Source organism: Spiribacter vilamensis, from assembly GCF_004217415.1.
Lineage (GTDB): Bacteria > Pseudomonadota > Gammaproteobacteria > Nitrococcales > Nitrococcaceae > Spiribacter > Spiribacter vilamensis.
The window spans coordinates 992,912-1,018,576 of sequence record NZ_SHLI01000001.1; the positions used below are offsets into that span (position 1 = coordinate 992,912).

Annotated in this window: 32 protein-coding genes; 8 read left to right on the plus strand and 24 right to left on the minus strand. The window is 61.2% G+C overall.

Annotated features, from left to right (window positions below; genetic code table 11):
• Positions 1-46 precede the first annotated feature (46 nt).
• On the minus strand, positions 47-970 hold the full coding sequence (locus tag EV698_RS04925; protein ID WP_130503014.1) for a metallophosphoesterase: 924 nt from the start codon (positions 968-970) through the stop codon (positions 47-49).
• An 81-nt stretch (positions 971-1,051) separates the two neighbouring features.
• Entirely contained in the window at positions 1,052-1,477 is a 426-nt protein-coding gene (locus EV698_RS04930) for a hypothetical protein (RefSeq protein WP_130503015.1), read from the minus strand.
• A gap of 216 nt (positions 1,478-1,693) precedes the next feature.
• Between EV698_RS04930 and EV698_RS04935 the strand changes: the two genes are divergently transcribed.
• Both EV698_RS04935 and EV698_RS04940 read left to right on the plus strand, forming a co-directional pair.
• Complete coding sequence (locus tag EV698_RS04935) at positions 1,694-2,131, plus strand: hypothetical protein (RefSeq protein ID WP_130503016.1); 438 nt, start codon at positions 1,694-1,696, stop codon at positions 2,129-2,131.
• On the plus strand, positions 2,128-2,700 hold the full coding sequence (locus EV698_RS04940) for a hypothetical protein (RefSeq protein ID WP_130503017.1): 573 nt from the start codon (positions 2,128-2,130) through the stop codon (positions 2,698-2,700). The genes EV698_RS04935 and EV698_RS04940 overlap by 4 nt, the downstream gene beginning before the upstream one ends.
• Before the next feature lie 16 nt (positions 2,701-2,716).
• On the opposite strand, the gene EV698_RS04945 is transcribed toward EV698_RS04940, so the two are convergent.
• Positions 2,717-3,715, minus strand: a complete 999-nt coding sequence (locus tag EV698_RS04945) for a helix-turn-helix transcriptional regulator (protein WP_130503018.1) — start codon at positions 3,713-3,715, stop codon at positions 2,717-2,719.
• Positions 3,716-3,841: 126 nt separating this feature from the next.
• Here EV698_RS04945 and EV698_RS04950 point away from each other — a divergent pair, with 126 nt between their 5' ends.
• Positions 3,842-4,393, plus strand: coding sequence for a histidine phosphatase family protein (locus tag EV698_RS04950; protein ID WP_130503019.1), 552 nt, complete (start codon positions 3,842-3,844; stop codon positions 4,391-4,393).
• A 78-nt stretch (positions 4,394-4,471) separates the two neighbouring features.
• Here the strand turns inward: EV698_RS04950 and EV698_RS04955 are convergent, their stop codons facing one another.
• The 5 genes from EV698_RS04955 to EV698_RS04970 all read right to left on the minus strand — a co-directional run bounded on the left by EV698_RS04955 (position 4,472) and on the right by EV698_RS04970 (position 8,589).
• A complete protein-coding gene (locus EV698_RS04955) occupies positions 4,472-4,915 on the minus strand; it encodes a BLUF domain-containing protein (protein ID WP_130503020.1) in 444 nt (147 codons plus the stop codon).
• Positions 4,916-5,006: 91 nt separating this feature from the next.
• Positions 5,007-6,353: a putative bifunctional diguanylate cyclase/phosphodiesterase gene (locus tag EV698_RS04960; protein WP_130503021.1), complete on the minus strand. Its 1,347-nt coding sequence runs from the start codon at positions 6,351-6,353 to the stop codon at positions 5,007-5,009.
• Positions 6,354-6,518: 165 nt separating this feature from the next.
• A complete protein-coding gene (locus tag EV698_RS10285) occupies positions 6,519-6,692 on the minus strand; it encodes a hypothetical protein (RefSeq protein WP_165385725.1) in 174 nt (57 codons plus the stop codon).
• An 18-nt stretch (positions 6,693-6,710) separates the two neighbouring features.
• The gene (locus EV698_RS04965) at positions 6,711-7,712 is read right to left on the minus strand and encodes a virulence RhuM family protein/type II toxin-antitoxin system death-on-curing family toxin (protein ID WP_130503022.1); all 1,002 of its coding nucleotides are present in this window, start codon (positions 7,710-7,712) and stop codon (positions 6,711-6,713) included.
• A 4-nt stretch (positions 7,713-7,716) separates the two neighbouring features.
• Positions 7,717-8,589 (minus strand): hypothetical protein, encoded by an 873-nt coding sequence (locus tag EV698_RS04970; protein WP_130503023.1) that lies wholly within the window; start codon positions 8,587-8,589, stop codon positions 7,717-7,719.
• A gap of 270 nt (positions 8,590-8,859) precedes the next feature.
• Between EV698_RS04970 and EV698_RS10395 the strand changes: the two genes are divergently transcribed.
• The 3 genes from EV698_RS10395 to EV698_RS04985 all read left to right on the plus strand — a co-directional run bounded on the left by EV698_RS10395 (position 8,860) and on the right by EV698_RS04985 (position 10,131).
• Complete coding sequence (locus EV698_RS10395) at positions 8,860-9,015, plus strand: hypothetical protein (RefSeq protein ID WP_239016210.1); 156 nt, start codon at positions 8,860-8,862, stop codon at positions 9,013-9,015.
• Between the two features lie 122 nt (positions 9,016-9,137).
• The gene (locus EV698_RS04980) at positions 9,138-9,533 is read left to right on the plus strand and encodes a phasin family protein (RefSeq protein WP_130503025.1); all 396 of its coding nucleotides are present in this window, start codon (positions 9,138-9,140) and stop codon (positions 9,531-9,533) included.
• Positions 9,534-9,681: 148 nt separating this feature from the next.
• Complete coding sequence (locus EV698_RS04985; protein ID WP_130503026.1) at positions 9,682-10,131, plus strand: DUF1289 domain-containing protein; 450 nt, start codon at positions 9,682-9,684, stop codon at positions 10,129-10,131.
• An 88-nt stretch (positions 10,132-10,219) separates the two neighbouring features.
• Here the strand turns inward: EV698_RS04985 and EV698_RS04990 are convergent, their stop codons facing one another.
• The 8 genes from EV698_RS04990 to EV698_RS05025 form a co-directional block, all read right to left on the minus strand.
• Positions 10,220-11,260 (minus strand): alpha/beta fold hydrolase, encoded by a 1,041-nt coding sequence (locus EV698_RS04990; protein ID WP_130503027.1) that lies wholly within the window; start codon positions 11,258-11,260, stop codon positions 10,220-10,222.
• 59 nt (positions 11,261-11,319) lie between these two features.
• Positions 11,320-12,192, minus strand: coding sequence for an alpha/beta fold hydrolase (locus EV698_RS04995; protein ID WP_165385727.1), 873 nt, complete (start codon positions 12,190-12,192; stop codon positions 11,320-11,322).
• Positions 12,193-12,274: 82 nt separating this feature from the next.
• Entirely contained in the window at positions 12,275-12,433 is a 159-nt protein-coding gene (locus tag EV698_RS10445) for a nucleotidyltransferase family protein (protein WP_130503029.1), read from the minus strand.
• Between the two features lie 57 nt (positions 12,434-12,490).
• Entirely contained in the window at positions 12,491-12,733 is a 243-nt protein-coding gene (locus EV698_RS05005; protein WP_130503030.1) for a type II toxin-antitoxin system Phd/YefM family antitoxin, read from the minus strand.
• A gap of 98 nt (positions 12,734-12,831) precedes the next feature.
• The gene (locus EV698_RS05010) at positions 12,832-13,629 is read right to left on the minus strand and encodes a hypothetical protein (RefSeq protein WP_130503031.1); all 798 of its coding nucleotides are present in this window, start codon (positions 13,627-13,629) and stop codon (positions 12,832-12,834) included.
• Positions 13,630-13,660: 31 nt separating this feature from the next.
• Positions 13,661-14,314, minus strand: coding sequence for a hypothetical protein (locus EV698_RS05015; RefSeq protein WP_130503032.1), 654 nt, complete (start codon positions 14,312-14,314; stop codon positions 13,661-13,663).
• Between the two features lie 41 nt (positions 14,315-14,355).
• Positions 14,356-15,537: a hypothetical protein gene (locus EV698_RS05020; protein ID WP_130503033.1), complete on the minus strand. Its 1,182-nt coding sequence runs from the start codon at positions 15,535-15,537 to the stop codon at positions 14,356-14,358.
• A 36-nt stretch (positions 15,538-15,573) separates the two neighbouring features.
• On the minus strand, positions 15,574-16,206 hold the full coding sequence (locus tag EV698_RS05025; RefSeq protein WP_130503034.1) for a LysE family translocator: 633 nt from the start codon (positions 16,204-16,206) through the stop codon (positions 15,574-15,576).
• Between the two features lie 102 nt (positions 16,207-16,308).
• Here EV698_RS05025 and EV698_RS05030 point away from each other — a divergent pair, with 102 nt between their 5' ends.
• A complete protein-coding gene (locus EV698_RS05030; protein WP_130503035.1) occupies positions 16,309-19,092 on the plus strand; it encodes a diguanylate cyclase in 2,784 nt (927 codons plus the stop codon).
• Between the two features lie 61 nt (positions 19,093-19,153).
• Here the strand turns inward: EV698_RS05030 and EV698_RS05035 are convergent, their stop codons facing one another.
• The 8 genes from EV698_RS05035 to EV698_RS05065 are packed head-to-tail and all read right to left on the minus strand — an operon-like array spanning position 19,154 to position 25,084.
• Positions 19,154-19,537, minus strand: coding sequence for a gamma-glutamylcyclotransferase family protein (locus tag EV698_RS05035; RefSeq protein ID WP_130503036.1), 384 nt, complete (start codon positions 19,535-19,537; stop codon positions 19,154-19,156).
• 7 nt (positions 19,538-19,544) lie between these two features.
• Complete coding sequence (locus EV698_RS05040; protein ID WP_130503037.1) at positions 19,545-19,775, minus strand: hypothetical protein; 231 nt, start codon at positions 19,773-19,775, stop codon at positions 19,545-19,547.
• Positions 19,776-19,785: 10 nt separating this feature from the next.
• Positions 19,786-20,637: a methyltransferase domain-containing protein gene (locus tag EV698_RS05045; protein ID WP_130503038.1), complete on the minus strand. Its 852-nt coding sequence runs from the start codon at positions 20,635-20,637 to the stop codon at positions 19,786-19,788.
• Between the two features lie 15 nt (positions 20,638-20,652).
• Complete coding sequence (locus tag EV698_RS10290) at positions 20,653-20,826, minus strand: hypothetical protein (RefSeq protein WP_165385728.1); 174 nt, start codon at positions 20,824-20,826, stop codon at positions 20,653-20,655.
• A gap of 58 nt (positions 20,827-20,884) precedes the next feature.
• Positions 20,885-21,691 carry an alpha/beta fold hydrolase gene (locus tag EV698_RS05050; RefSeq protein WP_130503039.1) on the minus strand — a complete coding sequence of 269 codons (807 nt, stop codon included), beginning with the start codon at positions 21,689-21,691 and terminating at the stop codon, positions 20,885-20,887.
• The gene (locus EV698_RS05055) at positions 21,678-23,495 is read right to left on the minus strand and encodes a putative bifunctional diguanylate cyclase/phosphodiesterase (protein WP_207220499.1); all 1,818 of its coding nucleotides are present in this window, start codon (positions 23,493-23,495) and stop codon (positions 21,678-21,680) included. Before EV698_RS05055 ends, EV698_RS05050 begins: the two co-directional genes overlap by 14 nt.
• Before the next feature lie 41 nt (positions 23,496-23,536).
• Positions 23,537-24,196, minus strand: coding sequence for a Fe2+-dependent dioxygenase (locus tag EV698_RS05060; RefSeq protein ID WP_130503040.1), 660 nt, complete (start codon positions 24,194-24,196; stop codon positions 23,537-23,539).
• 3 nt (positions 24,197-24,199) lie between these two features.
• Positions 24,200-25,084 (minus strand): hypothetical protein, encoded by an 885-nt coding sequence (locus EV698_RS05065; RefSeq protein ID WP_165385729.1) that lies wholly within the window; start codon positions 25,082-25,084, stop codon positions 24,200-24,202.
• Positions 25,085-25,269: 185 nt separating this feature from the next.
• On the opposite strand from EV698_RS05065, the gene EV698_RS05075 reads away from it, so the two are divergent.
• Positions 25,270-25,647, plus strand: a complete 378-nt coding sequence (locus tag EV698_RS05075; protein ID WP_130503043.1) for a DUF6746 family protein — start codon at positions 25,270-25,272, stop codon at positions 25,645-25,647.
• The last annotated feature ends 18 nt before the right edge of the window (positions 25,648-25,665 follow it).

Sequence of the window (25,665 nt, forward strand, 5' to 3'; positions counted from 1 at the left end):
AGATCGGCCTATGAGGCAAAATCTCTGCATCTTGGTCTATGGAACACTAAACCCAAACAAATCGCTCTCCGGATATCCTCTGCAATCCATCCCATCGGTAAGCCGTTAACTTCCCCGTCGGCAGCGGTTCGGTCACTGTGTAATCAACGCACGCGACCTTGCTGCTCATCGGTTGTGGTGTACCGCGCAGCCAGTAATGGCCGACAAAAACCGGCTTATCGTCCTGATAGCCCGGGAGCTCGTGTGTCGGAACCTCTTCATCGGGCAACGTTGCGCGGGTCTGCTCATCCATCATTGCGATTGAGCGATAGGTCGCTTGGCCCTCGTCCCACCAGCGCGTGCGGATATGTCGGCGCTCGTTACGTTCTTTATCGAGGAACGTCGCACCGTCCGGGAGTGGGATTTCCAGGCCTTTTAGCACCGTTTCCACGGCCTCGTAGGCTTCGCTGCCTTTCTGTGCGACTTCCGGCCACGCCCGCTCTGTCAGTCGCTGCCCATCATCGGTGAGCGGACCTAGTGTCTCCAGCGCCCAGTGGTGCCAGCAGGCATGCACAACCCGCAAAGCCTCCAGATCGAGGTAGAGCGGCAGGGTCTTGAACCAGGCAATCATCTCGTCGTGCAGGTCACTGTCCTCACCGACCTGGTCCAGGAAGGCCGCATGCTGCTGGCGGTTCTTTTCTGAGTGCGGACGCAGGCGTTCATCAGGACGATCGGGATGCGGGGTCTTGAAGGCCACGGCATTGAATTCGTGGTTGCCCATGACGGCGAGCGCTGAACCGCGCTCGATCATGCGGCGGACCAACTCGTAGGTCTCGACCTGCTCCGGGCCGCGATCGATGAAGTCACCCAAAAAGATGGCGTGCCGCTCGGGATGGCGCCAGCTATGGCCATCGTGATCATATCCAAGCTTCTGGAGGAGGGATTCCAGGCGGCTCGCATGTCCATGAATATCGCCGATGATGTCGTACATGACCTGTTCCCTGGTCCGTTGATCTGAAGGGAGCGTACTAGCCGTCCGGCGGCGGATCCAGCCCGAAAATTGGCCTTGCCATCACAGCCAGCCCTCGAGCTCAGCCACCTCACCCTTTATCAACTCCCCTGGGTCCAGAACCTGGATACGCACCTCAGTGGTGTTTTTCAGTCTGTCCGCCTGTCGCTCGCGTCCGACCCACTCTCGCAGCCGGCGGCGGGCACTATCATCGAGCTCATCCACCGTGAGGCTCCAGTAGGTCGCTGGGCGGATGTAACGCCGCGTCCGGATCCAGCCTTTCAAAACGAGTTCGTGGATGATGGCGGCGCGGGCACGGCCCTCACAGCCAAAGCGCTCCGCCTCGCCGTGTTCGGCGTACATCGACCGCAGCCATCCCTCGGTCACCCCAAAGCGGGCCGGGTCGGCGATGACGGAAGCGATATGCGAGGTCTGGACCTCGAGCTGATCGCCATCCGGCGTGATCCAGTGGGCAGGTGTAAGCGTCATCCGGTCGCCCTCCCGTGTGGCACCGAGGTGTTCTGGGCGCAATGTAATGCAGCACGACGACAGGCATCGTCGCACCAGCGGGTGCGCTATTAATAGCTGCCGTGGTTTCTGGCGTCCCCTCCCCTCCGACACTGACTGTCGCCGCCGGTGGTTACGCTTTCAACGTAGTCGGCATGGGTCGGCTGCGCCCGCCTGTCGCGACAAGGAGGCACTGTTATGCCTGGCACTCCCTCCATCGAATGCCAGACTTTCACCATTGACGGCTTCGATTACGCCCTGGTGTTGCCCGAGTGTGGCGGCCTCACGCTCGCCCTTACGAACGGCTATCTCTCTGGCCGCGGCCCATTGCGCGGGATCTACGAGGAAGACGATCCCTTTGAGAAGTGGGAGGACTATGATCCTCGGATCGAGGTTTTCGACGACATCACCCTCGGTATCAACGGCTTTCGCCTAATTCGCGAAGCACGCAATCGTATTAACGGCTGGGCGAACCGCGTGCGGCCAAGCTATTTCTTCATCTCACCCAGTACCGATCGTAAGGCCCCCGTCTATGACCGGATCTGCGCCCTGCTCGCCCGCCGCATCAAGGGCTATCACTACCAGCAGATTGAAGGCAGCCATCAGTTCTACCGCCTCCACGGGGGACACGCATGACGGATACCAATCCACTCAAAGCTACTGTCACCGAGCGGATGGAGACGCTGGCGATGACCCGCGGCCAGCTAGGCCGTCGGCTCAGCAATCGCAATCCATCCAAAGCGCTACGGCGTCTGGATGATTACCTGGCGCGGGGTGCCAGCCCGAGCAGTGACTTTACCGCTCGCCTGGCCGAGGCGCTTGAGACCTCGCCCGATGCGCTAGAAGACGCGGTCGTTGACCATCGAACGCAGCAACAGGCGCACGCCGAGACCCGATACCGTGAGACGTTCGTCGCGCATGCGGTCTGGACCACGACCCGGGAGCGACCAGGCTCGTTCGCCATGGCCGGATTGATCAACGCGCCCGCTCGTCGTGTACTCCGATTTCCCGCGGATTTGCCGGACACCGAATACGTCGCTTATTGCCGTGACAATGCGCCAGAAGGCATCCCGCTTTACGGCCACGTCACCGGGTTTGTGATCAACTACCATCCGGACCAGGCGGTGCGCTATGACCTGGAGGGCGAGCGGCTGGAGACGCTGGCGGCAGCGAAACGCGTGGGCGTCGCAGTCGCCTCGGTCTAGCCAGGTATCTGGTTACTCAAATACCAGCCTGTCGCTGAACCGCAGCATTCAGCTTCTCAACGACCGCTTCCCGCAGCCATGCCGGTGCCCGGATATCCAGGTGCGGGGCCTGTGCCATCAGCCACCAGCGCAAATCCTGGGTGTCGCTCACGGTCACGATGACATGGAATTGATCGGCTGATACCGGCTCGATGACCTGATCGTCACCGAGCGGCGACTCCTCGATATGCGACAGCACGGGCCGATCGCAGCGGAGCTCGAGGCGAATGGGTTGATCGGACAGGAGCTGGCCCATGGCGCCGGACTGAATATAGTTATCGAGATCAAAGTCCTCGCGCTCCTCCGCCGGCGCCTCTCTCAGCGTCGCATCACTGGCACGATGCAGCACGAGCTGGCGGACACCCTCCCGGCCATCGATCCGGCAGACGAGATAGATATTCGGGTCGCGCAGGATCAGGCCATACGGATGGACCCGAATCGTTTCCGGTCGGTCCCAGTGCCGCGCCTGGTATCGGAGCTCGCACTGGCGCTCGCGCAGCAAGGCCTCAGAGACGATCTCGAGCACCGCACCGTCTACCGCAGGACGCTGCGTCATCAGGCCCCGATTGATGACTCGCACCTGGTCGGGCCACTTTCCGAGTGGATGATGCTGCCGCTCCAGGGTCTGTTGTGCCTCCTCGAAGTGAGGCTTGAGGTGCCGGAGCGCGCGCTGCGGCAGCACCGGGGTGAGGTAGGCCCGGGCGAGCTCCAGCGTTAGGGCAGCAGGCAGATCCAGCGCCGGGATCATGTTCGAGGTGGCCTCCGCGTCGTAGGCCCATCCGTAGGGACGCGTGTCCTCGTCAGCAATCAGGGGAAACCAGGCGGATAAGCGGCCGAGATCACGCTGGATTGTGCGCAGGTCGACCTCGAATCCGTGGTCATGCAATCCGTCACGCAGCCGGTTGGCCGTAATCGTGCGCGGGTAGCGCGGGATCATCCGCAGCATGGTGATATAGCGGAGCGTGGTGTCGGTCATGTCGCTGCCTTTCCCTGGAGCCTGTGCGTTGAAAGCCTAATGGATATCACGTGCTACGTTGCGGGTGTGACCGGCAGTACGGACCTGCCACGCAAACAGACCGATCAACTTACGAGGCCGCCTCCAATGAAATCACTCATCGCGCTATTGGTGGGAATGCTGCTGGCCACGAGCGCCTTCGCCGAGGAAGACAGCTTCCAGGCCCTCCGCGACGGGGGCCATGTCCTACTGCTTCGCCATGCCATCGCCCCGGGGTTTGGTGACCCGACGGGATTCGAGCTGGATGACTGCGCTACGCAACGCAATCTCTCGGCAGAAGGCCGGGAACAGGCTCGGGCCATTGGCGAGCGCCTGCGTGCCGAGGGGCTCGGGGATGCCGCCGTTTACACCAGCGAATGGTGCCGTGGCCGGGAAACGGCAGAGGAAATGGCGCTCACCGAACCACAACCCCATCCCGGCCTGAACAGCTTTTTCCAGAACCGAGAGAAGCGCGATGAGATCGTTGCCGAACTACGCGATCTACTCGGCGCGCTCGCCAACGGCCCGCCGGCAGTCCTCGTTACCCATGGAGTGAGCATCCGGGCGGTGACCGGACAGGGTGTTCGTTCCGGGGAAGGGGTTGTCGTGCGACCCGAGGCAGACGGTTCCGTCAGCTTCATCGGCGCGTTTCCGCCCTGATTGTCGGACGGGTGATCGCCTGGACCACCACCGAGCGTAAGCCGGCAGACCCGGTCGTGTCGGTCGCTCCCCGTTTATCTAACCTTTCTGCACAGACTGATGCTGCGACAGTAGATTCTCCAGCACTGAAACAAGGTTTTTACCAGTTTCGTGCATTTTCATCTTGTCTTTCGATTCAAGAATACCACTCAAGTCGAACCGTTCCTCATCTTCAATGCCCGCAAATGCCATTGCCCACTCGCTAAACCCGCGAGATTCGATCGGCTCGAAATGAAGAACGGCGATATCGGAGTGGCGGTCATCCATCTGAATCTCTTCGAATAGATCCTCAAGCGTGTCTTCTTCCCCTTCAATCACCTGACAAAAGACATCGCCAGAGTAGAGCAAAGCTCCGGTCACATTGAGCGATGGATTATTCTTGTGAGCGGAAGCTAATATGTCAGCGATTTCCTCTTCAACTTCCTGACGCGGCTTTTGAATACTGTTTTTACTGATATAAGCCAGGCTGTAAAGCTGAGACATGGCAGTGCACTCCGGTGTCGTAGAATTTAGAAGCGTCCAGTTGACCCCTCTGAAGGATCCCTGGGTATTGTTTACAGAGCCCTTGCTTGTTTCAAGCCCTGACGAGGCTTTCGCTCGAATGTCTCACGTAGTCGGCAACCTCCGCAGCTGGCATAGGCCGGGAAAAATAATAGCCCTGTATCAGATTTGCACCGCAATCGCGCACCACTCGGAGTTGGTATTCATTTTCAATGCCTTCGACAATCGGAGTCAGTTCAAAAGTCGCAGCCAGGGAAAGGATACATTGAGTCATTCGAAGACTCCCCTTGCTTTCAAACCTGTTGTCACTGCCAATCTTCTGTACAAAGGATCTGTCGAGTTTTAGGTAATCAAGCGGAAGATTGTTTACTTGTGTTAATGAAGAGTAACCAGTTCCAAAGTCATCGAGCGCGATTCTGAACCCCATGTCACGCAACTTTTCTATCGTGGCAATCATCCCCTGACTGAAGGCGGAAGATTCAGTGAGTTCTAACTTGACAAGGTCAGGACTCAAGCCACTTTCTGAGATAGCCTTCTGTGCAGCGTTCAATAGCACTTCTGGATGGATAAACTGAGTCGGTGAGAGGTTGATGCTCACGCCAATCGGATTTCCGTCGTGATCATATGGCCACTGAACTGCGTCCGTGCACGCTTTTTTCAGCACCCAGCTCCCCAGAACGTCCATCACCTGGATCTTCTCTGCTGCAGGGATGAATTGGTCGGGCAATATAAATCCATGTGTTGGGTGTTGCCACCGAATCAGCGCTTCAAACGCATCGATTTTATTTTCCGTTGTGTTAATTATAGGATGATAATAAAGCTGGAATTCTTCGTTATCAATTCCACGGTGCAAATCGGCATGATTGGTCGATAGAGAAACACGTAGATTATTTTCTAGCGCATGCGCCGCTTTAGCCTCTTCCTGATACCGCTCATCGTATAAACAGTAATTTTTTCCACTCTTTTTTGCCCGATTAAGCGATACCTCGGCACAATGCAATAGCAAATCTCGAGAAATGTTAGAACCGGGCAACGATTCCGCGGCTCCAAAACGTACGTTAAGGACAATTACTTCACCGCGCAATACTAACGGACGTTCAATGAAGTCGCGCACAACCTCGACTTCTTTATTTAAATCGAATTCTCCGGTAAACAACAAGCAAAAGTGATCTCCATGGGAGCGAGCAATCAGTTCTGTCCCGGAAGAAAACTTTTTGTTTAGACGTTTAGCAATCGTAGATATTACTTTGTCGCCCAGAGCACTCCCAATACTGTCCGTCATGGTGGAAAAACGGGAAAGTGCAAACAAAAGAACTGCCACCGGCTGTTCCAGCGATTCGTCTTTTAACTCTAAAAGACGCTTCTCCATACCAATTCGATTAGCGAGTCCGGTCAGAGGGTCGAGGTTCTGATCAGTCATTAGTTTTCTTTAGATCTATTTTAGGGGATTTGCACCTGCTGAAGATGCAGGCCAACTTTGCGCGGGAGTATCGCACACTTGTCTTTCAGTTGCATTGTTCGCTTGCGACCTGCTCAGGGACCGTCCGGTTCATTGGGGGTGCGAACATGTGCAGGACCACTTCCGTCAGCTTGTTGAGTAGTCGTCCACAGTTACCAACTGCCGGACCGATCGCGCTGGAACGGCTTTCCAGAACGGCGAGCAACGCGATGAGATCGTTACCGAACTGTCCAGGGCCTTGTCGACCGCTCGCCGCAGGGCGATCAACGCTTTCGACTCCTCCGCCAGTTCAACCGCCATGGCTCGCCATCTCCGTAATCATGAGTTGTCCTGCGCCAGCATATTCATGATGAGGTGGATGAGGGTCTCTTTCTGATCGGCAGCGGACTCGGCCACTAGCAGGGTCAGAGCAGCAAGGCCGGCGTCGTTGACCACGGGCCGTTGGGTCTCATCGAGGAGGCGGCGATTGCGGTGGAGGAAGTCCACGAACAGGAAGGCGCCGCTGCGCTTGTTGCCGTCGCTGAAGGGGTGGTTCTTGACCACGAAGTAAAGCAGATGCGCGGCCTTCGCCTCGATACTCGGGTAGGCCGGCTGGCCGAACACGGTCTGGTCCAGGTTGCCGAGGATCGAGGCGAGCCCGTCATCGCGGAGCCGGGCGAACAGCTCGGTCGCCTCCTCGCGCGCCATCAGCTCGGCCTTGAGGTCGTTCAGGGCGGCCATGGCCTCGTCGGGCGTAGGTAGGTCCCCGCCAGGCTGGCCCCCGGGCTCCTGGAGACAGCCCTCGTCGTAGCGCTGCAGCCAGAGGAAGGTACGGGTGTAGTGGCTGAGAATCTCCACCAGCCCCTGGCCGCTCCGGGCGTCCAGCGCCGGCGCGGCCGCGGCCTTACGGACGAGCTGGAGGGCGGCTTCCAGCTCGCGGGCGTTTTCCTCGAAGCGCTGGCGATTGAGGGTATAGCCCTGTACCAAGTGGTCGCGCAGGATCCGGGTTGCCCACTTGCGGAACTGGATGGCCCGACCCGAGCTTACCCGGTAACCCACTGCGAGGATGACATCCAGTCCGTAATGCCGCAGGCGGCGGCGTACCTCACGCTGCCCTTCCCGGCGAAGTACCGAGAAATCCTCGGTGGTTGCCTCTTCCGCCATCTCGCCGTCGGCGAAGATGTTCCTCAGGTGCAGGCTAATATTGTCGGTGCTGGTCTCGAAGACCTCGGCCATCTGCCGCTGGGTCAGCCAGACGGATTCCTCCAGGATCTGAACCCGGACCTCCCCGGTCTCGGCCTCGAAGATGGCGATCTCAGTCGTCTGGGTCCCCTGCTCCATGCCTTCAGTACTCGCCCCTAAAGTCGATGAGCCTGCTCAGCAGCGGCGTCGCCTGCACATTGATCGCCTGCGGGTCTGTCAAAAAGCCACCGCCCTCGCGGCGGACCATGGCAATGCCGGTGAAATCGGCAAAGCGCTCGAGGCAGCGCACGGTGTAGAGCAAACGCCAGGTCTCCTCCAGCGAACGGTACAAGGATTCCCCTTCCAGTTCGATGTCGACTGCAGGGAACGCCTGGCGAAAGGCGTCCGCGTACAACGTAGCGGGTTGCTGCCGGTGCCCGTCGAGATGAAGCAGATAGGCGGTGAACCCCCAGCCCTGCTGGATAAACGGCATTTCCGCAAAGCCGTCCTGGTACGCCCAGTTGAACTCGGTGGCGTAGGTCCGGAAAAGCCGGGAATACAGCTCCCGCTGCCCCGTGGAGGCCAGCATGGCCCGCGCCGGGCGGGAGAGGATGAACCGGCCGCGATACTTGCGCACGAACCCGGCCAGTTCGGCGACCACACGGGTGGCGTGGAGCTCGGGCGCGTCATGCTCTCCGTTGATACCGCCAATGCGGGTGTAATCGGCGTAGCCGCTCTCACCGAGAAAGGACTGCATGATCTCGCGACAGGCATTGCGCGGGAAGTTGCCCTTGGCGGTGGGTTTGAGCCCTTTGTCGCCGATGGCCTCGGCGAGCAAGCCGAACAGGTGCGCCAGCGGGGTATCGGGCTCGCTTTCAAGCACGGTGCTGACCTGCAGCACGTCCGGTGAGTCCAGCGGGAAGTGCAGTAGCCGGTACATCTGGTCAGGGGATAAGCCGCGGAAATCATCGACGGGACGACGGTTTCGTTCGCCGCAGCTGCAGGGATCATTCCGGCCGATCTTGTCTACGGGCATCGGTGCCTTTCCGAGGTGGGCGAGTGCATGACTCTGTAGCCTAATCGGAACGTAAGATAATGTCGTATCCGTTGCCAGATCCATCCACAAACCTGGCCGATGGCCACGCTTCAAGCCCTTGCCCATGCCCATGCCCCATCACCCCCTGCTCATCATCGACTTCGAAGCGACCTGTGACAGCCGTGCTCGCTTGCCCGCCGCCGACATGAAGATCATCGAGATTGGGGCCGTGCTGCTGGACGGTGACGACCAGTTGGCGGGGCAGTTCCAGTGCTTCGTGAAGCCTGTCCTCAACCCCCTGCTGACGCCCTCGCCCACGTGGAGTTGGCTTTCGAGGGGACGCTGCATCGCGGCCTCGATGATGCCCTGAATGTCGCCCGCCTGGTGCAAAACGACGAGGCATTGAAGGCGATACTGCACGGTTAGTCGAGCTCGAGGACGTCCGCGCACCTTTATCAGGGAGCGCGGTTCGGATTCATAAACATGTTGCGTTGCAACATGAAGAAAAACCTCTCATGCCCAAACAATTAACCGATCAGGAAGACATCATGAATAACGAACTCTTTAACCAGTACACCAAGCAGATCGAGACCCTTTTCATGGCCCCGGCCCGCGCCTACGCGACCCTGGCCGCCACCCATACCCAGAAGCTGATGGACGCGCAGATGGACGCCGTGCGCACCTACAGCGAAATCGGCGTGCAGCAGGCCCGCGCGGCGATGGAGATCAAGGATGCCGACGCGCTGCAGCAGTACGCGGCCGATCAGCAGTCGGTGGCCAAGGATCTGGGCGAGCGGGTCAAGGCCGACGGTGAGAAGGTGGTTGCCCTGAACCAGAACTTCGCCAACGAGGCCCGCAAGCTCGTTGAGTCGAGCGCTCAGAGCGCCTCGGAAACGACCAAGGAGACGGTCGAAGCCACCAAGAAGGCCGCCAAGGCCGGTTAAACCGCACCACCGGACGCCTGTCCGGGGCATTGAAACCGCTGGTCGCCGACCGGCGGTTTTTTTTGTTTAAAACCACCGGCGTCAGCTGCCCTTGACGGGATTGTCATCACCCGGTCACCGTCACGAATCATTCTCATCAGGAGTCGGCATGGCCTCGGCCGCCAATCCATGCACCGGTGTATGCAAGTTCCGGGATCAGGTTTGCCTGTCCTGTGGTCGTCTGCGTAGCGAGAAAAAGCGCTGGAAAAAACTCGGCCAGTCCGAGCGCCGTGAAGTGATCCGGCAATCGGCGGTCCGCCTCGAGGCACTCGGCGATCAGGTCATCCCGAGCAAGAAGGCCCGACGCAAACACAAGAAGGCTGTGGCCCGGGCACCGAGCCATCCGCCCGGCACGCCGGTGCGGGTGCAGCCGGATCAGCTCAACCTCGGCGCGCCCGACCCCCGACCCGATGCACCGCTGCCCATCGTCAACGCCGAGGCCGCGAGGGAGGCCCGCCAGCGCTGGAAAAAGGCACGCAAGCTCGCGCAAAAGGCGAAGAAGAACGCGCAGAAGGCCCGCGAGGCGGACGCCGCCGCGCGAGGGTTACCCCCCGGGTAATCGCCCCGCCGACTCCGAATACTCCGACGGGATCAGTGCGGTGGATTGCTAGGTGCTGCGCGCCGAGCGCTTCTGAGCCCGGACGCCCTCAGCCGCCCTGGATCCGACAGACTCTCTGCCGGGCGGCGGCCGGCTCGAGCCCCTCGCCGGAGGGCAGGACACCGTCGGGATCCGCGAGGAAATGGCGGATATCCGCGAGCACGGTATCGGCACCGCTATAGCGGGTGAGCATGTGATAGCCGTCGGGGTAGATGGCGGCTCGCCACGGGGCGGCCGTGGGCAGCGCCGAGAGCAGATCGCAGACCGCTACTGGCGGGATGACCTCGTCTGCCGTGCCGTACTGGATCAGCGTCGGTGGCCCCTTGAAGCGGGGCGCGCGACGCAGCGCGCGGTCCATCAGGTCGCTGACGCCCGCGATTGATTCGACCGTCGGGGCGCCGATCCAGAGCGGATCGGCCTCGAGGGCGCGCAGCACGTCGGGATCATCACTCGGCTCGATACCGATCCAGTCGTTGCTCAGCGTCAGTCCCGGCATGAAGCGGGCCGCGGTCCACAGCGCGAGGCGCTGATAGGCCGGCACGGCCGAATGCCCCCAGAACGCCGGCCCGACGAGAATCGCTGCCGCGGGATCCAGCGACGGCTGACCATCCATCGCCAGTGTCGCGACAGCGGCACCCATGCTCAGCCCTATCACGGCGATGGATGTATCGGGGTAGCGGCGCTGGAGCACACCCAATGCCCAGCGCGCGTCGCTGACCAGTGTGCCCGTCCCCGGCCAATCCCCACGCAACGCCGTCGCCCCGAATCCCCGCTGGTCGTAGGCGTACACGGCAATGCCGTCTGGCACCAGGGCGGCCGCGGTGGCTACAAGGGCACCGGCATGATCATTGAACCCATGCAGTCCGAGCACCACCACTTCGGGCGATTGCCCGGCCTCTGGCGCCGGCCCCCAGCGCCGCAGCGGCAGCGATGTCCCATCCGGCGTGACCAGACGGTGCGGCGTCGCATGATGGACGCTGGGCGTATCCGCTGGCGGTTCGGCGACCTGCCGCAGGGCGTTGGGCGCCAACTGCAAACCGGGCTCGGAAGCCATTCCCGCCGCGGCGAGCGCAAGACCCAGAACCACCACCAGCGCACGCCCCAGCCCGCTCAGAATGACAGCATCCCCCGGAAATCCGATACCGGCAATTATTGCGCCTCACCCAGCCCGGCCCGCTCGGCGGTACGACGGATCGTGTCCGCCACCAATTCCGGCGCAGCGTGGTGAGGAACATGGCCCATCCCCTCGACACGGGTCAGGTTGACGCTCTCGACTTCCTCCTCGAGACGCGCCGAGTGGTATTGCAGGCCGACCGTGGTATCCGCCTCGCCATGCACGATCTCGATGGGCAGGGTCAGCGCCGGGTAGCCGGGGTACATGGCCTCGAGATAGCCCTTGAGACTGTCCACCTGTCGCGCGTTGATCCGTAACTGGCTGGTCTGAAGCGTTAGATCAACGCCCAGATGATCGACATACCCCTCGGGCACCGGATCGGGCTCGAACACCCCGGTGATCGAGCGCTCGAGCAGGGCGCGGGGTGCGAGATTGGCGACCAGGGGCAACACCAGGCGCTGTCCGAGGAAAGAGGCGGAGAACCGATACCAGAGACCAAGCTCTCCGGGCCAGGGGTGCGATGCCGGGGCGAGGAGTGTCAGCCCTGCGACCCCATCGCCCGCCTCCAGCGCCCAGGCCAGTGCGACGGCACCGCCATAGGAATGGCCCAGCACGATCGGATCCTCGACGCCGAGTTGCCGGGCCCCGCGGCGCAGGATATCGGCCTGCGCCGATGGGCTGAGCGGACCACCGAAACGGTCCGAATACCCGAAACCGGGACGATCAAAGGCGATGACCCGGAAGTCGTCGGCCATGCGCCCGATCAGATCAAAGCTGAAGTCCCGCACATTGCTGTTGGCGCCATGAATCATCACGAGATCCGGCCCCTCGCCCTCCACGATGACGTGGAGCTGGCCCTGCGGCAGGGTCACGAATTGGCCCTCCGGGCCGTTATCGGCAGACGCCATGCGATCCTCCCGTCCCGCTGCACAGGCAGTGATCACGCTCGCCGCGAGGAGCGCGGTGGCGAGTCGAGCGATCCATTTCAGCCTAATCCGGCTCATCACTTACAAGTAGGTCTAGATCGCTGCTGGCCTTGCCTTCGTCCCGCGCACAAGACCCGAACAGCGCGAGGTCAGTCACGCCGAATTCGCGTGCAAGGTAGGGCTTGTACGCACGGAGCTGAGAAAGGATGTACGTATGCTTCATCGGTGACTGATCCTGTGTTGCCGGTTGCCTACCAGCAAGTTAAAGCCACTTTCCAGATTACCAGTCCAGCGTCTCATCGCATTCATCCACGCGAGTATCCATTCCTTCCCGGATAGACTCCCGCATGCCGGGTATCGAAACCAGGTAAAGCGTTTGCTGAATGGCCGACCAGTCGTCCTCTGATACCAGGACCGCCTTGTTTCGCTTTCCTGCGATGAGGATTGGCTGATGAGATTCTACGACCTCATCAATGAGCCGATACAGGTTGCTACGCGCCTCGGTAGCTGTCATGGCGATCATGCTTGAGCCTTTTGCCTAGTTGTCTTGCCGAAGAAGGTACGACGCAGGGTACGGGCACACAAACGATCGCTCGGTATGACAATGAATCGAGATCCACATCATCCCGCGCGCCTGCCGGATCCGTCACTCCCGATCCCCATTGACCGCCCGATATCGAACCTGAAGTGGCTCCAGTAGTTACCCTTGGCATCATACTCAATGATTCGCCACTCACCCGGCTGATTCCAGTAGATAACGAACGACTGCAGCATCGGCGCGTGGGGCCCAAGCAGTTTCCCGAGCTGTTTACCTGATCGCACGTCGCCCGCCGAGGGTGCGGTGTCGCCGTTGTGGACGGGATGGTTGTGATACTGGCGGATCTCGTCGCAGCCAAGCCGGACGATGTGATCACGCCACTTCGCCGGGTCATCCGCGGGGCGGCATCGGTACAGAGAACCGATCGAGGCGGTGACACGAACAACAACGCCGGATCGCATGAACGCGGTGACGAACACCTCGCGGCGCTCGCGGTACATGCCGACGGCCAGTGCCTCCTCCAGGCTCGTGACGCCTCGCCCGGCAAGCCCGTAGGCCTTCTTGAACGATTCGCCCTTGCGCCGCATACGGAAGGCGTCGAAGCGCGCTGCCAGCGCCTGTTCGAGTCTCGCGAGTTCAGTGCGAACCACCGAGGATCGCTGGCATGCGGCGCGATACCGCCGCGACACGACCAGGAACACCCCATGAGCGATCACCAGAGCGAAGGGCAGCGCCAGTGCAACATAGAGCAGCCGGTCCGAAGCGCTATCCGCCAGCCCGTATGCTGCAGCCACCATCAATGCCGTGGGCCCGGCCAGCACAAAGGCTTGCTGCCTGCGCAGATTCAAGCCCTCGGCGCGGAGGCGTTCGTACTGGGACAATCAAGGATCCTATTCAGTCAGGTCGCAATACCTAACCATCCAGACGCACGAAAAACCCTGCACCGGTGCTATCGAACGCCCCGCCCTTCTGAATCAGCCGTACACGATCCTCCAACGGCGCGTCGTAGAGCAGATAACTGCGGCCATTCACCTCCGCCGCCGGCGCCAGAACGCTGCTCGAGCGTCCATCCAGCCGGAATTTGGTCGGGTGATAGGCATCCGGGCTGAGCATGAAGTTGATCGCCGACATCTCCCCTTCCATGCGTGCGAAATCATCGCCCGTCTCGAATGAAACCCGGTGATAGCCCGGCAATGACGCCGACTCGGTCACCGACAGGTAGTAGGCATGATCGGCTCGATCGACGCCAAGCACCGGCAGCTCCCCCTCAACCGTTACCTCGAAGCCCAGATCGGTCCTTTCCAGCTCGAAATCGTCGACGCTCATATATTGCGTGAGGATATCCTCAACGGCACCCACCTGGGCGCGCTGTTCGTCGTCGAGCTCGCCGATATTCGAGAAAACCGCCTCGAACTCGGCCGTGACTTCCTCGCCGGCTGCGACCGCCTTGAGCTGTTCGATGGCGAGATCGATTTCCACCTCGTCCGCTTTGCAACCGGCCAGCAGCACGGCAACCATGCCCATGGTCGCGATACGGCCCAGTTTCCACTTGCGTAATCCCTGCATGATCCTGTTTCCTTCTACTGCCAGTAAGCCTTCTATCCAACCTACTCTCTCGCATCCTTCCATTGATTGGCGACAAACGTCCGTGCATCGATACCCCACAGGTACCGGAAACCCTTCAGCAGGATTAGCAGGAAAACGACGGGCATGATCACGGTTTTCAAAACGAAAAGCGCCATGATCCGCAGGATTGAGTCGATCATCGCCTCGGCGCTTTCCTGCCAGGCACCGATGTCCGTCATTTTCTTAACGGACCCGATCTTCGCCATGGCCGCCCGCCAGTAGCCCTGGTCCTCTCCGTTGAGGCGAGCGACCAGATCGGCTTTTTCCGCGTCCAGTGAGTCCAGTTCCGTCGCCAGCGCATCCAGTCGCTCAATCGCTTGTCCATGGGCCGCGCGGTTTGCCTTGACCCGTTCAACCAGTGCCTTGTGTTCCGCACTCTCGGGGAAATACCGCTCGACTATCCCTTTATCGGCCTCCAGCGCGGCCAGGTCTGCTTCCGTTTTATCCAGTGCCGACCTGGCGTCAGCGACTGCTTTGCGTGCCTCCTCGATCGTGGCGAGCAGCGCCTCCCGCTTCTGGTCATTCTGCTTGATGCGCCCCTTTACCTCCTCGGCTTCCGCTGCATCCAGCGAGCTTTCGGGATCGCCCACCGCCTGCGACATCTCGGCGGCATTCTTCTCCAGCTCCTGGCGGGTCCCCTCGGTTTTCCTGTCGATGAACGCCTGGTCGAAAACCGCGTTGAGGAAAACCGTCATGACCAGCAGGAACCTCGTCAGCACGGCCAGCGAGAAGATCTTCAGGAGGACATCGGCGTAACGGCTGCCTCGAAAATAAAGGGAAAGGATCAGGATTAGTCCCGCAAGGGTAAGCGCTATCTTGAAGAAGGGTGTCGAGACGATTTCGACGATGATTTTCTGGGTGATGAGCGAGCCGATCGCAAACCGCATGACATTGGAGCCCTCCTCGATCAGCGTATCGACCGGATCCAGCGCCGCCCCGACCTGGACAGAGGCAACCTGCGCATCGACCTCAACCGATTCGGCGACCGAAACCGCGGCGTTGGCCAGACGCAACGTGCCATACGTCGCCAGCGCCTGGACTGTTGCATCGTTAACGTAACCCTCGGTCTTGCGATCCAGCACATTGAGCCACGAGACAAGGATGACGAGGCAGATCCCGACAACGAGGATCTGGCGATTCCGCCCGTGGAAAAGCTCACTCATGTGGCTGGCTCCCCATGATCTGTCGCGCCCGCAGCATCACTCATACAACGACGGCACGCCGATAACCACCCCCACCAGGATCATCAGCACCCCGGCCACCTGGTTGACCCGCTTCAGCGCCGCGGGCGACTGGATTAACTGCCGCAGGCGGTCGATACCCACGGCGAAGATCATGTTGCCCAGAAACGGGATGATCATCGTGACGCCGACGATGACGCCGATATCGAGCCCGGTCACCCGGCCCAGATCGAAGAAACCCGGCAGCAGGCCCAGGTAGAAAAGCGCCGCCTTGGGGTTGCCGAGAATCGCCGCCAGTCCGGCGGTGAATCCGGGCCAGAACCCCGGTCGCGTCAGGCGACCGTCCGATTGGATGGCCCGATCCGCATGCCGAATCAGTTGCAGCCCCATCGCGACGAAGAAAATCGCCGCCACCCAGCGCAGAACCAGCAGGGTGTCGGAATACACCGAGATCACCCAGGTCAGGCCATGGATGGCCGCCAGCGGCCAGAGCACGTCACCTACGACAACACCGAGGGCAAGCGGCAGTGCGGCCGCAAAGCCCCCCGAGAGCGTTCGCGCCAGCAGCGCCAGCCACACGGGCCCGGGGGTGAAGAACAGCACCAGCAAGGCACCGGCATAGAGTATGAGGTCACCGGCATCAATCGTCATGGCCCGCGATGATACAGACTGGTCCGTCGACGAGGTTTCTTGTAAATGTCAGGGGTTTCGGTAACCTCGAACCTAGCCCGATTGCCAGGACAATAAACGCTGATGCATGGATCGCAGCGACATGCTGATGGAACAGGCCCCGGCGACGGGCGTTGCTGGTCGGGTGTCCTGCTGGCGCTGTTGCTATCCACGGGGGCGTCGGCCGAACCGAATTCTGAGCAACAGGCGGAAAGCCGAGCGCCGCTGATCGTCGCCCAGGATCATGCCTGGCCGCCTTTCGCTTACCTCGACGGGAATGATCAGCCCCGCGGACTGCTCATCGATCTGTGGCGGATTCTCGGTGAAGAACTGGATCGCCCCGTGGAATTCCGGCTGGTGGACTGGCCCCAATCCATCGAGCTGGTCCGTGACGGTGTGGCGGATGTGCATGGCGGGCTGTTCTTCTCCAGCGAAAGAGACGCGTTCCTCGACTTCAGCGACGAGCTGCTGCCGCTCAGCACGGCCGCGTTCACGGCCTCGGATTTGCCGATCCCTGACCTCGATGCACTGGGTAACCGGGCAATCGGCGTGGTCGCGGGCAGCTTCGAGAAAACGTTCATGCAGAGTGAGCGGCCGGATCTGGCCCTGAAAACCTATCCGAACAACGACGCGATGGTGGAGGCCGCGGTCGCGAACGAGGTCGAAGTCTTCATCGCCGACTATCCAGTGGGCATGTTTCTGCTCGCTCGCCACACTGACCCTGCGGCATTCCGCCCCCTTGAGGTGCTCTACACGAAGCCATTGAGAGTGGGCGTCAAGGCAGGTGATGAGGCGTTGACGAGCGGGTTCAACCGCGCGATAGCAGGCGTGAGCGACGAGACTCTGCGACAGATCGAACAGCGCTGGCTCCGCGGCGAAACCCGGGAAGTCGTTCCGGTGCGCCTGATCCTGACCATCCTCGGCGTTTCATTACTGGGCATCCTGCTCGCCGGCGCATCTTTTCTCCTGCTGCAGCGCCGCTGGCTCCGCCAGCAGGTGATCGCGCGTACCGAGGAATTGCGCCACGCCAACGAGCAGATCGAGGCGACCCTCCGCTTCCTGCGTCAAGTCACCGACAACGTGCCCGGCATTATCTTCAGCTTTCGACGCCCCGCCGACGGCGGACAGGACAGCTTTACCTACATCAGCGACCGGGTGACGGCATGGTTTGACCTGACGCCGGCACAACTTCACCAGGACGCCGCGCCGCTCATCCAGAGAATCGAGCCGACCGATGCCGGCACCGTTGCCCGGAACATCGACCAGTCCGCGCGCACCCTTGCCCTCTGGCGCGGCCAGTTCCGCATCCGGTTCAGGGATGGGCAATACCGATGGATCAATGCCCAGTCCATGCCGGCGACACAGGACGACGGCGGCATCGTCTGGTACGGCTATTTCGCCGAGGTGCAAGACTACAAGGAAATGGAGATCGCCCTCCTCGCCCGGGAACGCCAGTTCCGCCTGATCGTGGAGAATGCCAACGACATCATCTACACGGTCAACGCCAAAGGCCTTCTGACCTACGTCTCCCCGAACTGGACGGCGATGCTTGGCCATGCGGTAAGCGAGGTCCGGGGCCAACCACTGAAATCCTTTATATATATCGAGGACCAGACGCAGTTCCAGCGCTTCCTGCACGAGGTGCTCAGCACGGGCGAGAGAAAAAGGGAGATTGAATTCCGCGTACGACATAAAAGCGGAGAGATCCGATGGCACATGTCCAATGCCGCTCCCATTTACGATGACGAGACCGGCGAGACCCTTTACCTGGGGATTGGACGCGACATAACGGCGCGCCGGATCGCGGAGCAGGAGCAACGCTATCAATTCCGTTTCCAGCGCCTTGTCGCGGACTTGTCTGCCCACCTCGTCAGTTATGGATTCGGCAACATCGACCCGCAGATCAACTACATTCTCCGCCGCATCGGCGAGTTCTTCGGGGTCGATCGCGCCTATCTGTTCCGCTTTTCGCCTGACCAGAAGATCATGACCAATACCCATGAATGGTGCGCGCCGGAAATCCCGTCGGTTATCGAAGACATGCAGGACGTGTCGCTGGCGGAATTCAGATGGTGGTGGCGGAAGATCGCCGGCATGGTGGACAACGAGGAGGTCGCTTTTGTCCGTGACGTCGAGGCACTGCCGGAGGAAGCGGCGATAGAGCGGGAAGTACTCCGCCGCCAGCAGGTGCGCTCGATGTTCGGGGTACCGGTCAAAATCAACCAGCAGGTGATCGGCTTTTTCGGTGTCGATTCCGTGACCGCGCGCGACTGGCGCGAGGATCAGACGGATCTGTTGCTGGTCATTGCCAACCTCATGTCCGGGGCGCTGGAGAAGAACCGGCTGGAACAGGAGGTGATGAGCATGTCGATCACCGATGCGCTCACCGGCCTGCCCAATCGTCGCTACCTGGAGACTCGTCTGACGGAGAGCATCAAGAACTACTCACGTCATGGCCAGGACTTTGCCACGGCCATTCTCGATCTCGATCATTTCAAACGCATCAATGACACCTACGGGCATGGCACGGGGGACCACGCCCTGCGTCGATTCGCCGCCATTGCCCGCAGTTGCGTGCGAGGCATTGATGTTGTCGCCCGGTACGGGGGTGAAGAGTTTGTCATCGTGTTCCCTGACACCCCGCTGACTGACGCCCGGCAATCCGTTGAGCGTGTGCTCGAGCGGACACGCACCCTGACGGAACATGACGATGGCCTGCCCATGACGCTCACGGTGAGCGCCGGACTGGTCATGGCCTCGGAGCTGAAAGAGGAGACGTTGTCACTGCAGGCGTTGACCGCGGTCGCCGATGCCCGACTCTTTCGGGCCAAAAACCTCGGCCGCGATCGGATGGTGTGGGACGACTGAGTCAGCGCTCACTGAAGATCGACGGGTTCAGGACTATCCGCCCCCTACTTATAGAGCGAAATCAGTCCTCATGCCTGGCACCGCTGCGATAATCCCCGCTCGGGATCCACCCCTCCGCCAGCGGCTGGCGATTATAGCGGTAGGCCTGCACCGATAGCGCCTCGCCGGTCTCTGCCTGCCGGGCCGTGAACACATCGCGGACGTAGAGTGATCCCGCCGGATCGGCTGGATCATACTGCTCGAAGGCGTCGATCTCGGGCAGACGGGCATCGTCGACCTCGCAGACCTCGCCGTGGACGATACCGTCTCCAGCAACCAGTCCCGGGTAGCCCCCCAGATCGTAGAGCCACCCCTGCGTTGTCGCCTCGCCCAGCGAGCGGGCGTTGCCGAGCAGTTTCGCCCCCTCGAATCCCGGCCGCAGCAGTCCGTAGATAAACAGCTTCATAGCGCCCTCATAACAGTGACAGTTCGATACCGACCACGATCAGCAACCCCACCACGGCAGGCCAGACCCGCTGCATCATGACGCCGAAGATCACCGCGGGAATCAGGACCGTCAGCGCCGCCGCGATATGCGGCAACTCCGCGACGCCGCCGCCGGCCATTGACCAGACACGCGTCGCGCCGAGGAGTCCCAGCACGATGCTCAACCAGACATTACGGTTGCGTAGGAGTGTTGTCATTTCAGCGCCATTACGGTTTACGGAAGGTGAAAATGCCCCAGGTCAGATCACCGCGGTTGCCACCGTCGACCCAGTGTTGCAGCCCGCGTTTCATGCGCTCGATGTAGTCACCGCTGACGTACTGCCCGACCCTGTCCTGCTCGTCGACCAGCACTTCGCGCACACGGCCGTAATGCGCAGCAATCATCCCGCCGCGCTGATCGAAACCAACCTCCTCGAGGCCGAGCTCGCGCAGCGTGTCGCGATAGAAATCCGGGGAGCCGAGCGAGTCGAGGTGCAGACGGTCGAGGATGGGCTGCAGTCCCTCGTTCGATCGGTCATCGGCCTGCATCGGATCGCTGAAGATCAGTGTGCCTCCCGGGCGGAGGATGCGCACAGCCTCTTCCAGCAAACGGCGCCGATCGCCGCTGTGCAGGAATGCCTCCTGTGACCAGACCACGTCGAAGCTGGCGTCCTCGTAGGTCACGTCCTCGAAGTTGCCGTCGACGATCTCGACGCGATCATCAAGGGCCTGTTCGGCATTCTGCCGTCGGCCGCGCTCGTTCTCGCGCTCGCTCACGTTGAAGCCGATCCCCGGGCAGCCATATTCGCGGGCCAGGTAGCGCAGTGCGCCCCCATAGCCCGACCCCAGGTCGATGACGCGCGTGTTCGCGCCAAGCCCCGGTATCCGCCCGGCCATAACCGCATTGCTGCGCACGCTGGCCGTGTAGATATCCTCCTGTGGATACTCGTAGAGACCGACATGGATATCTTCGCCACCCCAGACGAGCGCGTAGAAATTGTCGGCATCCTCGCTGTTGTAGTAATCACGCGCGGTCTGGACCGCGGCGCTATAGCGCTTTTCATTCACGGAATCACTCATGGGGACCTCCTTTTTCTAGACCTTACGGAACAGCACGCCGAAGACCAGCAAGCCCCAGGCGACCGTCATCAGCCAGAAGCCGGAAATCGGCAGCGTGATCAGCACCACCCCGAACACGCGCAGCAGTGCGAATAGCCCACAGGCGAGCGAAATGGCCAGAATAATGAAGCTTGGAGCGGTCAGTCGCATGGCAATCTCCCGATTGGTTTTGTTGCCGCATTAATGAGTTGTCGTGCCCGTTTCAGCCCTACGCGGCGAAGCTGAGCAGTTCATCGCGAACAAGCTCGGGATGGGTCATGTGAATGGCATGACCGGCAGTCGGCAGGATGCGCAGGGTGCTGTCGGGCATATGGGCATGCATGTAGCGCCCCACGGACGGGTTGGCGAGCGTGTCCGACGCGCTCTGAAGGATCAGGCCAGGCTGCGCGACCTGCGGCAGGATCGATCGGTAGTCGGAGAAAAACGTGGCATCGGCGAACGTCCTCGCCACCAGTGGATCGGTGGAGCAGAAGCTGGCGGTCAGTTCGTCGGTCAGGCGTTGCGGGCTTTCATGCCCCATCACCAGCGGCGCCAGCTGGTGCGCCCAACCCAGGTGGTTCTGGTCCATGAGCGCGATGAGTTCGGCGAGATCCTCGCGTTCGAACCCACCGTGGTAGTCGGGCGGCTTGTTCAGGAAACAGGGTGACGGACAAACCATCGCGTGCCCGGCAAATCGCGACGGTGCCTCCAGTGCGGCCAGCAGCCCGATGATGGCGCTCACGGAATGGCCAACGAAAACCACATTCTCTAGATCGAGCGCGGCGCAGATCTCGTTCACGTCGCGGGCATATCCCTCGAGAGTACGGTAACGGGACGCGCTGAACGCCGAGAGGTCGGATTGGCCGGACCCGACGTAATCGAACAGAACCAGGCGGTAATGGTCGGTCAGCATTGGCAGGAGGTATTGCCACATCTGCTGGTCGCAGCCGAAGCCGTGCGCAAGCATGAGCGTCGTCGAACCTGTCCCGACGATATTGACGTTGTTCCGGGCGGTAATGTCTTCACAATCCTTCATGAAGCGCTCCGAATTTCTCGACGAAGCCGGACTGACGCCAGCGCTCGACCCACTCGAGCAACTCGCAGGCCCGCATGGGTCGGGCGATATAATACCCCTGCCCCCAGAGACACCCCAGATCCATCAGGGCACCGGCATGCTGAATCGTCTCCACGCCCTCGGCGATCAGCCCGCAGTCAAACGCCCCGGCAAACCCGATAACGCCGCGCAGGATCGCGCGATCACCGTCGTCGGTCAGCATGGTCTGGACAAAGCGTCGATCGATCTTGAGCGTATCGAGTGGTAGATCCCGCAAATGCCCGAGGGTGGAGTAGCCCGTCCCGAAGTCGTCCAGCGACACCTTCACGCCCATCATTCGACAGAGCTGAAGCACCCGGGCCGCCTGGCCCACGTCCTCGATCGCGCTTGATTCGAGCACCTCCAGCTCCAGGCGGTTGTTCGGCACGGCCGCGAACGCCGTGAGTGTAGCGCGGAGGTGCTCGAGGAAATCGGGGTGCTGGAGATGGTAGCCGGCGATATTCACACTCACGTGCATATCGATGCCCTGCCGACGCCACTCGCGGATCTGTTCCACCGCGCGGCGCACGACCCACTGGCCCAGCGTGATGCCGGTTTCCGTTCCATCCAGTAGCGGCAGAAACGCCGATGGCGGCTGGAGACCGTGCTCCGGGTGATTGCGCCGGATCAGTGCCTCGGCGCCCATCACCTCCCCACTGCGCATGTCCACTTTAGGCTGGTAGTAGAGCTCGAACTGGTTATCGGTAATGGCATCGCTGATTGCGTCGATCTCGGTTCGCCGATGGACATCCTTCTCGGCCTGCTGGACGTTGAAGAAACGGATCTGGTTGCGACCCGTTCGCTTAGCCTCGTACATGGCCTGGTCGGCCTGGCGGATCAGCTGATCCGGCTCGATATCAGTCGCCTGCGGATAGACCGTCACACCGATACTGGCGGATACCGACAGGGCGACGCCGTCAACCTCGAAGGGTCGAGCGATTTCCTCGAGCAGGCGCCCCAGCAACCGCCGGATCATCGACTCGCCCATCGCCCCTTGCAGCAGCAAAATGAACTCGTCTCCACCAAACCGCGCGAGAAGGTCGTTGCTGCGTAGATTGTCGCTCATTCGCTCGGCCACCTGACGCAGCAGCTGATCTCCCGCGGCGTGCCCGTGGTCGTCGTTGATGGCCTTGAATCCATCCAAGTCGATGAAGGCGAGCGCGAACGTCTGCTGCCCGGGCAGACCCGTCGCAATGATCTGCTCGAGTCGACGAGTCAGGGCATCGCGGTTGCGAATGCCGGTCAGGTAATCCTGCTCGGCGAGGTTATGGAGCAGCGAGTTCTTCTGCTCGAGCAATGCGCGGGCCTCGGTCAACTCCTGGAACAGCTGCTCGGATCGCTTCGCACTCGACACGCTCCAGTAAATGCGCGTCCCGTTCCCGTACTCGCAGCGCGCACTCACCATCACCGCGCAGGACTCGCCCGCAGCCGTCTGCAGCGTCAAGCGCAGCTCATCGAAGTAGCCATCGTGCTCGAGCAATGGCACCAGGTAGGTCTCGTACATGATCTGCGACGCCCGATTGAGGAGCGTAAACAGATCGACCTCTACCAGATCGGCACTGCGATAGCCGAAGTGGTCCTGGATGTAGCGGTTGGCATAGAGGATGCGACGCTGGCCGTCGGAGACCAGGCACCCGGTGGGGAACTGATCAATGGAGATGGACTCGGCTTCCGACATGGCCTGCACTCTCGATCGCTGGGCGTCATCAAGACTCAACACCCGTGGAGGATGCAGGAAAGACCACATGAACGCGAACCGCTGCGGCCCGGCGGACCGCAGCGCTACGACTAACTGTCGTACCAGTGGCGTGAAAGGTTGGCTTTTGCCTTGAACACCCGATCGAAGGCCGGCGTCTTGCCATGCTCGTCAAAGATCGAGCGTGCCGCCACATCCAGATCGTGGAGTATTTCGCGCTGGCCCGGCTCGCGAACCCAGCTCGTGATCCAGCCGACGACGGCGACCCTTTCACCGGATGTAACCGGCTCGACGCGGTGCAGTGCCGAAGTGGGGTACAACACGATATCCCCGGCCTCGAGCTTGATGGCCCGATCCTCGATATCGTCCTCCATCACCAGTTCGCCGCCGGCGTAGTCATCCGCGCCGGTCAACGACAGGGTGAAGGACAGATCCGTGCGATGACCATTCATGACCGGGTCATCGACGTGCGTTCCGTAGGTCATGCCACCGCGATAGCGCGACAGCAGCATCCGTGCATAGCGCTTCGGTCGGGCCACCGACTTAACCATCTCGTTGGCGTTGAGTCGGGCACGTACCTGTTCGAAGATCGCCTCCAGGCCCGGCGATTTCCGGGCCTGGAGGTTCGACTTCACGTCACGTGCATATCGGCCGGCGGTCTTGCCGCCATCCTCGTAGTCGAGCTTTTCCGCCGCCTCGCGAAGTGCGGCGAGCTCCTTTTCATCGAAAAGGTTGCCAATGACGATCGCCATCGATCAGTTCGCCCCGTTCGAGTCCAGATCGAGCGCCGCGATCTCCATGCGTGCCGCCGCGGAGTAGATCGTCGACGGGGTTATCTCGAAATCGCCCTGGCCCTGCAGGTCACCATAGACGCCATCCATGGCGTTGACCTGCGCGCGAATGGCGGCACCGACTTCCGCCACCGTCTCGTTATTGCTCGCCGCCATCTGGATCGCCTCGGTCTCTACGGCGCGGATAAAGCCCCAGCTGTCCTGGTATTCATGCAGGTTGGAGATGCCGTCACCCTTGACGGCGACGGTGTACTCCTCGCCGGCGACGCGGGTGAGCGCGACCAGGCCAGCCGCCTGCTCGGCCGTCGTGTAGTGCGTCCGGGCTTCCTCGAAGCGGGCATAGACCTGGGCGAAGAGCGCTGAAACGGTCTCGTAATCGGCCTCCGCCTCGGCGGCATCGGCAAGGGCGGTGAGGTCTGCCCGCACGTCACTCATGCCGAGCTCTTCCAGCTGCCCGGCCACGGCGCCGTACTTTTCCTTGATCGGGTGACCCATGTGAGTCTTGGCCGCCTCGAGATCACCGGCCTCATACAGCGCAACGCCGGCACGGATATGCCCCTCCATGAAACCGAGGCCGCTCAGGAAGGCGGTTGTCGGATCGAGGGAGGCACCCCCTTCACCCTCGCCTTCACCTTCACCGCCTTCGCCTTCACCGCCGGCGACTGAAGCACCTTCGTGCTCGCCTTCACCTTCGGCCTGGGCAAGCAGCATGGTGGGCTCCAGTGGCGTTTCGGCCATGTCGCCAACCGGGGCCGCCGACACGGTTCCGCTGACGGCAACGGCCGCCAGGCCGCCAATGATCCGGCGGGCGTGAACGCGGCGAACCGTACGATTAATTGAGTCACTCATGGTGTCTTCCTTGTCGATCTAATTGGAAGCTTCAAGCTAATGAGAATGATTATCACTGTCAAACGCCACGCCCGGCCGGTAGATCACCCGGATCAAGTGTTGCGAATGATTCTCATTGTGCATTAAGCTCCGCTCGTCACGTTGATGACCATCGCGACAAAGCCTGTTCAGCAAGGAGACAAACCATGACGTATTTCACCCGCAAGGCGACCATTGCGCTGGCTACCGCCACGTTCATGGGCGCGGGCTTCGTCCACGCACAAGAAGCGGATCACTTCGAGGGCAAGCCGTCGCGAACGGTGACCGAGGCACTGGAGAATCTCGAGGAAGGCAATGCGAAGCTGCGCAGCCTGCTCGAGGGTGAGCTTTCGCCCACGGAGATGGGTCGGGTTCACGAGGTCACGTACACGCTCGAGAATGCGCTGGCCCGTCTGGCAGAGGCACGCGAGAAAGCGGCCGTGAGCCTCGAGAATGTGCATCTGGCCTCCGAGCGGAATGATGTGGAGACCGTGCGCGATATCGGCGGGACCTACATCGAGGTATCGAGCGGATTCGAGCGTTAGACCGACGAATACCCTTTA

What these genes read in the sequence shown, in the direction of transcription:
- EV698_RS04925 (WP_130503014.1), bottom strand. Translation starts at nt 970, where the DNA reads ATGTACGACATCATCGGCGATATTCATGGACATGCGAGCCGCCTGGAA.
- EV698_RS04930 (WP_130503015.1), bottom strand. Translation starts at nt 1,477, where the DNA reads ATGACGCTTACACCTGCCCACTGGATCACGCCGGATGGCGATCAGCTC.
- EV698_RS04935 (WP_130503016.1), top strand. Translation starts at nt 1,694, where the DNA reads ATGCCTGGCACTCCCTCCATCGAATGCCAGACTTTCACCATTGACGGC.
- EV698_RS04940 (WP_130503017.1), top strand. Translation starts at nt 2,128, where the DNA reads ATGACGGATACCAATCCACTCAAAGCTACTGTCACCGAGCGGATGGAG.
- EV698_RS04945 (WP_130503018.1), bottom strand. Translation starts at nt 3,715, where the DNA reads ATGACCGACACCACGCTCCGCTATATCACCATGCTGCGGATGATCCCG.
- EV698_RS04950 (WP_130503019.1), top strand. Translation starts at nt 3,842, where the DNA reads ATGAAATCACTCATCGCGCTATTGGTGGGAATGCTGCTGGCCACGAGC.
- EV698_RS04955 (WP_130503020.1), bottom strand. Translation starts at nt 4,915, where the DNA reads ATGTCTCAGCTTTACAGCCTGGCTTATATCAGTAAAAACAGTATTCAA.
- EV698_RS04960 (WP_130503021.1), bottom strand. Translation starts at nt 6,353, where the DNA reads ATGACTGATCAGAACCTCGACCCTCTGACCGGACTCGCTAATCGAATT.
- EV698_RS10285 (WP_165385725.1), bottom strand. Translation starts at nt 6,692, where the DNA reads ATGGCGGTTGAACTGGCGGAGGAGTCGAAAGCGTTGATCGCCCTGCGG.
- EV698_RS04965 (WP_130503022.1), bottom strand. Translation starts at nt 7,712, where the DNA reads ATGGAGCAGGGGACCCAGACGACTGAGATCGCCATCTTCGAGGCCGAG.
- EV698_RS04970 (WP_130503023.1), bottom strand. Translation starts at nt 8,589, where the DNA reads ATGCCCGTAGACAAGATCGGCCGGAATGATCCCTGCAGCTGCGGCGAA.
- EV698_RS04980 (WP_130503025.1), top strand. Translation starts at nt 9,138, where the DNA reads ATGAATAACGAACTCTTTAACCAGTACACCAAGCAGATCGAGACCCTT.
- EV698_RS04985 (WP_130503026.1), top strand. Translation starts at nt 9,682, where the DNA reads ATGGCCTCGGCCGCCAATCCATGCACCGGTGTATGCAAGTTCCGGGAT.
- EV698_RS04995 (WP_165385727.1), bottom strand. Translation starts at nt 12,192, where the DNA reads ATGGCGTCTGCCGATAACGGCCCGGAGGGCCAATTCGTGACCCTGCCG.
- EV698_RS10445 (WP_130503029.1), bottom strand. Translation starts at nt 12,433, where the DNA reads ATGAAGCATACGTACATCCTTTCTCAGCTCCGTGCGTACAAGCCCTAC.
- EV698_RS05005 (WP_130503030.1), bottom strand. Translation starts at nt 12,733, where the DNA reads ATGATCGCCATGACAGCTACCGAGGCGCGTAGCAACCTGTATCGGCTC.
- EV698_RS05015 (WP_130503032.1), bottom strand. Translation starts at nt 14,314, where the DNA reads ATGCAGGGATTACGCAAGTGGAAACTGGGCCGTATCGCGACCATGGGC.
- EV698_RS05020 (WP_130503033.1), bottom strand. Translation starts at nt 15,537, where the DNA reads ATGAGTGAGCTTTTCCACGGGCGGAATCGCCAGATCCTCGTTGTCGGG.
- EV698_RS05025 (WP_130503034.1), bottom strand. Translation starts at nt 16,206, where the DNA reads ATGACGATTGATGCCGGTGACCTCATACTCTATGCCGGTGCCTTGCTG.
- EV698_RS05030 (WP_130503035.1), top strand. Translation starts at nt 16,309, where the DNA reads ATGCATGGATCGCAGCGACATGCTGATGGAACAGGCCCCGGCGACGGG.
- EV698_RS05035 (WP_130503036.1), bottom strand. Translation starts at nt 19,537, where the DNA reads ATGAAGCTGTTTATCTACGGACTGCTGCGGCCGGGATTCGAGGGGGCG.
- EV698_RS05040 (WP_130503037.1), bottom strand. Translation starts at nt 19,775, where the DNA reads ATGACAACACTCCTACGCAACCGTAATGTCTGGTTGAGCATCGTGCTG.
- EV698_RS05045 (WP_130503038.1), bottom strand. Translation starts at nt 20,637, where the DNA reads ATGAGTGATTCCGTGAATGAAAAGCGCTATAGCGCCGCGGTCCAGACC.
- EV698_RS10290 (WP_165385728.1), bottom strand. Translation starts at nt 20,826, where the DNA reads ATGCGACTGACCGCTCCAAGCTTCATTATTCTGGCCATTTCGCTCGCC.
- EV698_RS05050 (WP_130503039.1), bottom strand. Translation starts at nt 21,691, where the DNA reads ATGAAGGATTGTGAAGACATTACCGCCCGGAACAACGTCAATATCGTC.
- EV698_RS05055 (WP_207220499.1), bottom strand. Translation starts at nt 23,495, where the DNA reads ATGTGGTCTTTCCTGCATCCTCCACGGGTGTTGAGTCTTGATGACGCC.
- EV698_RS05060 (WP_130503040.1), bottom strand. Translation starts at nt 24,196, where the DNA reads ATGGCGATCGTCATTGGCAACCTTTTCGATGAAAAGGAGCTCGCCGCA.
- EV698_RS05065 (WP_165385729.1), bottom strand. Translation starts at nt 25,084, where the DNA reads ATGAGTGACTCAATTAATCGTACGGTTCGCCGCGTTCACGCCCGCCGG.
- EV698_RS05075 (WP_130503043.1), top strand. Translation starts at nt 25,270, where the DNA reads ATGACGTATTTCACCCGCAAGGCGACCATTGCGCTGGCTACCGCCACG.